The sequence below is a fragment of the Enterobacter cloacae complex sp. 677-3DZ2D5B genome, assembly GCF_004136695.1.
Classification (GTDB): Bacteria; Pseudomonadota; Gammaproteobacteria; order Enterobacterales; family Enterobacteriaceae; genus Enterobacter; species Enterobacter hormaechei_C.
The window spans coordinates 20,550-28,035 of the sequence record NZ_QFLS01000021.1 but is presented as its reverse complement, the minus strand read 5'-3'; the positions used below and the strand labels follow the sequence as shown (position 1 = coordinate 28,035).

The following is a 7,486-nucleotide window of genomic DNA, read 5'->3' as shown; positions in this document are numbered from 1 at the left end:
GAGCGACATCACGTTTGCGGGGAAAAAGCGCATCACGCTCATCGGGGGCGGGAGTTATCTGCGGCTGGAGGCGGGGAAAATCGAGTACGGCACGACGGCGACCTACCTGCGCCGGGTGAAAAGGACGATGGTGGCGGGAAGTAATGCTCAGTCTCCAGAACTCCCATTCTTACCTGGGCCAGGAGATGTTTTCCGTAGGAGTTTTATTCTTGTAGATAATAGAACCCAAGAGCCAATATCAAATATTGGATATGAATTGACCTCACCTACAGGCTCGGTCGTTAAAGGGACTACATGCAAGAAGGGCTTCACAAGTTTCGTTAGTCATCCCGATGAGGCTGAAGTGGAATTAAATGTTCTAGAACAAGATTCATTATTTATAGGGTGATTTTGTGGCGAATGTAAAAATTAAATCAAAGTTAACAAATGAAAGTGAAAGTAAACAAACAGTCCCGGTCAAAATCTTCAAAATAACTGACATCCCGGATGTGATGGAGAAAAAAGGTTGGTCAGTGTCAGCACGTTTCATGCGAAAATGGTTCAATGATCCATATTACGAAATGTCACGTGAAGAGAAGCTAAATAAAGTTGATGTGAATACTGTGGACAAAAGTCACATCATTGAAGATTTGGACTTTGACTGGTTACTAACGTCTTCGTTACGAATCAAGCCAATTTACGATGCTTTTGTGGAGCAAGTATCGAATGTCATTGAGTATAATGACTATTTGGGGCGAAAAAAAACAAATCTCACAACAGTTGTCTAATGGCCTTTGTTATATCATTAACAGATTGGATGAATTAGGTCTTTTTATTGATAATGAAATAAAGGACTGTTATTTAAATAATGGCAATCTGTCAGCAATAGAGCTTGATAAAACAAGTCAATTTAACTTTATAAAAATTGGTAGTACATTGTGGGAAAAAGCAACAGATACCCTGGATGATGTGTATGGTGCTCTTGGTTCTTTCATAATCAAAATTGCGTTTACAGAACTTAATGTCACGAAAGATACTGATGGTTTTATGAGGTTAGAAATTAAAGAGCTTGGATTGTACGTTAGGGATACCTACGAGTTTATGAATGATGGTGATGATCAACCGTTAGGCTATTGGGGAGAGAATGGTGTCATCAAACCAGGGATTATAAGTGAACTATTGAAAAAAGAATATATTGATGAAGGTGACTGTAGATACTTTAGAGTTACTAACTCATCTTTTGTGAGATACCGGGAAAAATATAAGGGCGAAAATAAAACTGGAGATTTTTTCGTATACTCGACGGTGAAAAAAATCCCTACGAACATTATCATTCATTTGAATAAGGTAGATATGGAGGAATATATTTACTGGAAAGAGGTGAATATAAATGCATAGCTTTATAAAAAAAACGTGCTGCTTCATGTTGATATCAGTTTTCTTCTTTTGCGTTTTGCTAATGGTGATTAAGACCATGGCTTATCAAAACGCAATCAAGAATGATACTATATGGAGTCGAGATAATAAATGCGAACTGACTACTTATATTCCTGACTATCGACCATATGGTGGTATCGGGAGAGTGTTACGGTTGTTTTCCAACCAATCTTTTTTTGTTGTATATGATTCCAATGGGAATAAAATAAAAAGCTCTGCATGGCACTTTTGGCAAGCTCAGTTCTCTGATTCGGTTGCACCAGAATGGCACGGGCAATATGCAATGTATCCAACAAGTGAAGGGTGGGCTGGATGGAAAATTCCAGAGTGTGCTTAACGTTTAAAATGCCAATCCCCTCCGCCCCCTTGGTCAGAATTGACCTGGAAACGCGATTAAGGCAATGAAATAGGATGGGCTATAGCGACTTATTACCATAAGTACGGTAAGGATCATATCAGTATCCGGTCATACTAATCGCTGATACGGATGAATATAAACTCTTAACAAATGGGTGAATACTGAAAGGTTGCTCTGGCGGCCAGTGTAATGACAAAGACAGGTAAGACCAGGACTCACTACACCTGAATCAGTCACTGGGCTTAAAGCCGCAAAGGAAATAAGGGGGGAGTCAGCGAATTACATTAGGGCTGGCAGCGTTATAGCTGCAAATAAGCCAGGAATGATGCTGAACCCTACCCGTCAATGTCTAAACAATGGATGCTTTGCAAACGGAATGTGTTCATATAATGACTGATGCCACAGGGACACAACACGCCATCGCTGTATGAAATGCTGAGCGGCAATTTCTCAGGTGGCCTGAGCCTCAACCAGGTCAGCGAACAGAATCAGGTGATTTTATCAGTACTCGATAACATGCAGCGCATCCTCAACTGCCGCGCCGGTACGCTGGCTCACCTGCCGGACTACGGCCTGCCGGATATGACAAAAATCCTCCAGGGAATGCCCGGGACCGCCCACCAGTTGATTACCATACTGTCGGCCGTGTTGCTGAAATACGAGCCGCGCCTGAGCCGGATTAACGTGGTGATGCAGGAACAGATTCAGCCCGGTGAACTCCGCTACGCCATTGATGCGGAGCTGAAGGGGGTCGGGCTGGTGCGCTACGGCACGGAATTTATGCCCGAGGGCAGGGTATTAATCCGTCATCTGAAACAACAGCAATACCTCGATGCACGAGCCGCCATCTAGTTATTACTCAGGTTAAAACAGTTATGACAATAAATTCTGAACGCCAACTTAAAACCGGCGGGGATCCGCGCACGCTTGCGGATTACGCTGCCTTGCGCGAAGAAATGAACAAGCTCACCCATCCGGCACGCCCGGATGTTAACTGGCAACACGCGGAAACGCTCTGTCTGTCACTGTTCGAGCATAACGGTGTGGAGCTACAAACGGCTGCCTGGTATACGCTCGCCCGCACGCATCTCGCCGGCCTCTACGGCATGAATGAAGGGCTGGCGCTACTGGCTGCACTGGTCTTCCGTCAGTGGGGTGGCCTCTGGCCACAGCCTGTCCATGCGCGAATTGAAATCCTCAGCGCACTGAGCAAACGCCTGCAACAGGTGGTGAGAACGCTGACGTTGACGTATGCCGATTTAGGACAACTTTATCAGGCTGAGGAGAATCTGAACGCTCTGAATGACATGTTGCAGCGCCTCGAACTTAAGCATGCTGCTCAGCTTGATGCCCTGCGCACAATGATGCAGAACGCAGCAGTGCGTCTGGAAAACAGTGAAAATACGGGCGCGAGTCTGCCGGGTAACGCGGTGGGGGCCGCTGAACTTCACCTCACAGAACCGACAGAGCGTTGTAAATGGGTTTATGTGGTTCAGCCCGAGCCGTTGCCGAATAAAGAGCCTCCTGTACCCGTGAAGCAGTGGAAGCCATTTGCTGCGGGTATGTTGTTCATGCTGGTGGCAGCCAGCATTGTCGCAGTGGGATGGCAGACGATGCATGCGCCAGATTCAGTACAAACCCAGCTGGCCGCATCCCTGACTCCTTTACCTGAAGGACTCTCTACAGCACAGTTGCAGGCGCTGCAACAAACGTCACCGCCACCTGAACCGGGGATCAGCAAGACACAGCAGTTGTTAGCGCAGCTTTTACACCTGAAACCAGACTGGGCAGTAAGCTACGGCGACCGTCTGGTGCAGCAGGCGCTGACGCTGTGGCCTGAAGAGGCCAAACCCCTGGCGCAGCGGTGGCACAAGCAGATTAGCGTTGCCGGACTTGCAGAGTCAGATCTGAATGGCTGGCATCAGGGGATGACGCAGTTACAGCAGTTGACGAACAGGCTAAACGCGCTGGATGAACAGAAGGGGAAGTACATGACGGTGAGTGAACTGAAATCAGCCGTGTTTGCCATGTCGCAGTCCTTCAGCCATACCGTTCCGCTTGAGGAGCAGCTTCGTCTGCTTTCTATTTTACCTGCCGGGCAACCCCTGTCAGCAGCGCAGCTAAACCAGACCGAACAGCATCTTCAGCAGTTGATTGCCAGCTATGCTCTGCTGAAGCACCAAAAAGAATAATGAGACTGGCGAAAAACACGGAGTTGACATGTCAGCAAGAGAGCGTTTTTTTAAGAAAGTGCAACAGAGTATCGGGGACAAACCGATCTATGTTAATACGGCTGAGGCCGAAGTCAGGGCGTTTTGTGAGCGGATGGAGGATCTTGCACAGCAAATCATTACATGGTTTGAAGGTTCTGGTATTGAAATATTTTTATCTAAAAAACATATCACCGATTTAAGTACGGTTGGCTACAGCCTTAGTAGCGGTATATGTCGTTATGCTATTACGACGATCATTTTGCAAAATGGGGATCGCAGCGTCACCATTATGCCAGAACAGGTGATCAGGGGGTCGGAGAAGGGGTGTGTGACGATGAGTATTAATGTCCCCGATAGTCTGTCGGGGGCGAGGATATTCCATTTAAGCATGGCGCCTGAAGCAGGCTGGTATATTCGTCGCGGGCATCAAAGTGCAAAAGAGAATATTCTCATGACTGAGGACTGTTTTTTCCAGGCTATCGACTGTCTGGCCTGAGCGTAAGTCACCCTAACGGAAGGAGCGCGCATTAACGTAGTTAATATATATTAACTACGTTAACTTATTAAGCACCACTACACACCGGCGGCCTACAGTACCCCTCCTTAAATATATAATTACCATTTTTGAAGGGGTATCAGTAACCCAACGACAAGCCAGATATTTAGCGTAAAACATGCTTTTTATCCGCCTTAAGTAAAACTGCGCAAATCAAACTGCAAAACAACAAACCAGCGACGAACGTGAGGACAAATTCGTATGGCAATGCTATAACCCTTAATGCCAACCAAAATATAATGTCCCAGGAAAACGTATGCTAAGAAATATTAGTGTCAGAACGTTCATTGTCTATTTCCTTTTATGTGTATTTTTGGTAAGTGATGGAGTTATAGCGCTATTTTCACGAAATTCTTCGCTTTTTATTGCAGTCATAATTGTACAATTCATCGCCTTATTTTTGCTTTGGGCGTACATGACAAAATATCTTGTGACGCCGATCAATACGGTGAAAAAAAGTATTGAAGAAGTGACGTCAGGCAAACTTGGCGTGTCGATACCTGAATTTGGCAACAACTGTGCGGGACGTCTGATCCCGGGGATTAATAGTCTCTCCAGCAACATTGCAACGCTGGTCCGTGAGATCCGCGCCTCCTCGCAAACTGCGATGACCCTGTCAGATCAACTCTCTTCACGCAGCGCGCAGCTTTCCGTCAAAACAGAACAGCAGTCAGCTTCGCTGGTGCAAACGGCAGCCAGCATGGAAGAGATGGCTGCAAGTACAAAAAATAATGCCGACAATACCCGTTTAGCCAGCGAACAGGCGAATCTCGCGACGTTGCAGGCGCGTAAAGGCGGAGAGTTAATGGGGCAGGTCGCGAACAATATGCAGTCGATTACCGACTGCGCCCAGCAAATGACAGAGATTATCTCGCTGATTGACGGTATCGCTTTTCAGACCAATATTCTGGCGCTTAACGCCGCCGTTGAAGCGGCAAGAGCGGGCGACCATGGTAAAGGGTTTTCTGTGGTCGCGGGCGAAGTGAGAAGCCTGGCGCATCGTAGCGCCGAAGCGGCAAAAAATATTAAGTCATTGATTGAAGTCACCAGCCATAACGTGACGCAGGGCGTTAACGTGGTCTCTGAAGCCGAAAAAAACATGCATGACATTGTTACCGGTTCGGGCAATGTGAGCAGACTGATGGATGAAATTTCCGCCTCAACATCAGAACAGGAAAAAGGTATTTCACAAATTACGCAGGCATTGTCTGAGCTTGAACGCGTAACGCAGAGCAACGTGTCGATGGTTGAAGAACTCAATGGATCGTCAGATGTGCTGCGCAATCAGGTGATTGAGCTCCAGACACGAACACGTAATTTCCGTCTGGAAAATGAGCTCCAGGCTGACAATGCGTTAAGAAGCCGCGAATGGGCGGTGAATTCCTGAGCGTATTCAGGACGATGCCTCACATAATTATTGCTTAACCCTCGGCGAAAGCTAGACTGACACCGAAAGAGATAAAACGGTGGAGGCGCTGTGGAGAGCATCAAAGGGTCTGAGGTTAACGTACCTGACGCAGTTTTTGCATGGGTGTTTGATGGACGTGGCGGCGCAAGGCCGCTTGAAGATCAGGATCATATCGACAACGAACATCCATGCTGGCTGCACCTCAACTACACGCACCCGGACAGCGCCGAGTGGCTCGCGTCCACGCCGCTATTGCCCAACAACGTTCGGGATGCGCTGGCGGGAGAAAGTCTCAGACCCCGCGTCAGCCGGATGGGCGAGGGGACGTTAATTACGCTGCGTTGTATAAACGGCAGTACGGATGAGCGTCCGGATCAGCTGGTGGCCATGCGTGTTTATATGGATGAACGGCTGATTGTTTCCACCCGCCAGCGAAAAGTGCTGGCGCTGGATGACGTCATTAACGATCTGAAAGAGGGCACGGGGCCTACGGATTGCGGCAGCTGGCTGGTGGATGTGTGTGATGCGCTGACCGATCATGCCAGCGAGTTTATAGAAGAACTTCACGATAAAATCATCGATCTGGAAGATAACTTGCTCGATCAGCAAATCCCCCCACGTGGTTTTCTGGCGTTGCTGCGTAAGCAGCTCATCGTGATGCGCCGCTATATGACCCCCCAGCGCGACGTTTATGCGCGGCTGGCCAGCGAACGCATGAGCTGGATGAACGACGATCAGCGCCGCAGAATGCAGGATATCGCTAACCGGCTCGGACGTGGTTTGGACGAGATTGACTCATGTATTGCCAGAACGGCAGTCATGGCGGATGAGATAGCCCAGGTGATGCAGGAGTCGTTAGCCAGAAGAACGTACACCATGTCGCTGATGGCGATGGTCTTTTTACCGAGTACCTTCCTGACGGGGTTGTTTGGCGTAAACCTCGGAGGGATCCCCGGCGGTGAATATCACTATGGCTTCACCACGTTTTGCGTCATGTTAGTGGTTTTGATTGGGGGTGTTGCATGGTGGTTGCATCGTAGTAAATGGCTGTAAATTTACGCTTTTCTGAGGCAGAGTCGGCTTCAAAACGACATTTTAATTGAGCGAAGTCAATAAACTCCGACCATGTTAGGTGCAATATTACTCCCGCAGGTGAATGCAACGTCAAGCGATGGGCGTTGCGCTCCATATTGTCTTACTTCCTTTTTTTGAATTACTGCATAGCACAATTGATTCGTACGACGCCGACTTCATAGTCGGCTTTTTTTTGCCTCCTGATTATCTGCGTCTACCCTTTAGGGGTCAGCACCCTAATCTGGAGGAAAAGATGAGTATTCTACTTGCCCTGCAACGCCTGAACACCTGGCAGTCCGATCCGGTGCCCACCGATCCGACGCCGATACCCGATCCTGTCCCACGTCCGCAGCCGATGCCGGATCCGCCGCCCGATGAAGAACCGATTAAATTGTCGCATCGTTAGCGCAGATCTGCGAGGATACGCGCCATCTGACTGCAATCATTACTACGAGAGTATA

Annotated in this window: 9 protein-coding genes and 1 pseudogene; all 10 read left to right on the top strand. The window is 48.0% G+C overall.

Annotation, left to right across the window (positions count from 1 at the left end):
* Positions 1-388, top strand: a pseudogene (locus tag DD597_RS23015) (type VI secretion system tip protein VgrG); the annotation flags it as partial.
* A 4-nt stretch (positions 389-392) separates the two neighbouring features.
* On the top strand, positions 393-767 hold the full coding sequence (locus DD597_RS25240) for a DUF6402 family protein (protein WP_232969559.1): 375 nt from the start codon (positions 393-395) through the stop codon (positions 765-767).
* A complete protein-coding gene (locus DD597_RS23010) occupies positions 721-1,377 on the top strand; it encodes a DUF6402 family protein (RefSeq protein ID WP_232969560.1) in 657 nt (218 codons plus the stop codon). Before DD597_RS25240 ends, DD597_RS23010 begins: the two co-directional genes overlap by 47 nt.
* Positions 1,378-1,453: 76 nt before the next feature.
* The gene (locus DD597_RS23005; RefSeq protein ID WP_223307880.1) at positions 1,454-1,753 is read left to right on the top strand and encodes a hypothetical protein; all 300 of its coding nucleotides are present in this window, start codon (positions 1,454-1,456) and stop codon (positions 1,751-1,753) included.
* A 417-nt stretch (positions 1,754-2,170) separates the two neighbouring features.
* Positions 2,171-2,626, top strand: a complete 456-nt coding sequence (gene tssE / locus DD597_RS23000) for a type VI secretion system baseplate subunit TssE (RefSeq protein ID WP_129256605.1) — start codon at positions 2,171-2,173, stop codon at positions 2,624-2,626.
* Positions 2,627-2,649: 23 nt separating this feature from the next.
* On the top strand, positions 2,650-3,966 hold the full coding sequence (locus DD597_RS22995) for a VasL domain-containing protein (RefSeq protein ID WP_058663422.1): 1,317 nt from the start codon (positions 2,650-2,652) through the stop codon (positions 3,964-3,966).
* 28 nt (positions 3,967-3,994) lie between these two features.
* Positions 3,995-4,483, top strand: a complete 489-nt coding sequence (locus DD597_RS22990; protein WP_129256604.1) for a hypothetical protein — start codon at positions 3,995-3,997, stop codon at positions 4,481-4,483.
* A gap of 316 nt (positions 4,484-4,799) precedes the next feature.
* Positions 4,800-5,930, top strand: a complete 1,131-nt coding sequence (locus DD597_RS22985) for a methyl-accepting chemotaxis protein (RefSeq protein WP_022651306.1) — start codon at positions 4,800-4,802, stop codon at positions 5,928-5,930.
* Between the two features lie 90 nt (positions 5,931-6,020).
* Positions 6,021-7,004: a zinc transporter ZntB gene (gene zntB / locus DD597_RS22980; protein WP_129256603.1), complete on the top strand. Its 984-nt coding sequence runs from the start codon at positions 6,021-6,023 to the stop codon at positions 7,002-7,004.
* A gap of 274 nt (positions 7,005-7,278) precedes the next feature.
* Entirely contained in the window at positions 7,279-7,431 is a 153-nt protein-coding gene (locus DD597_RS24910) for a hypothetical protein (RefSeq protein ID WP_163270243.1), read from the top strand.
* The last annotated feature ends 55 nt before the right edge of the window (positions 7,432-7,486 follow it).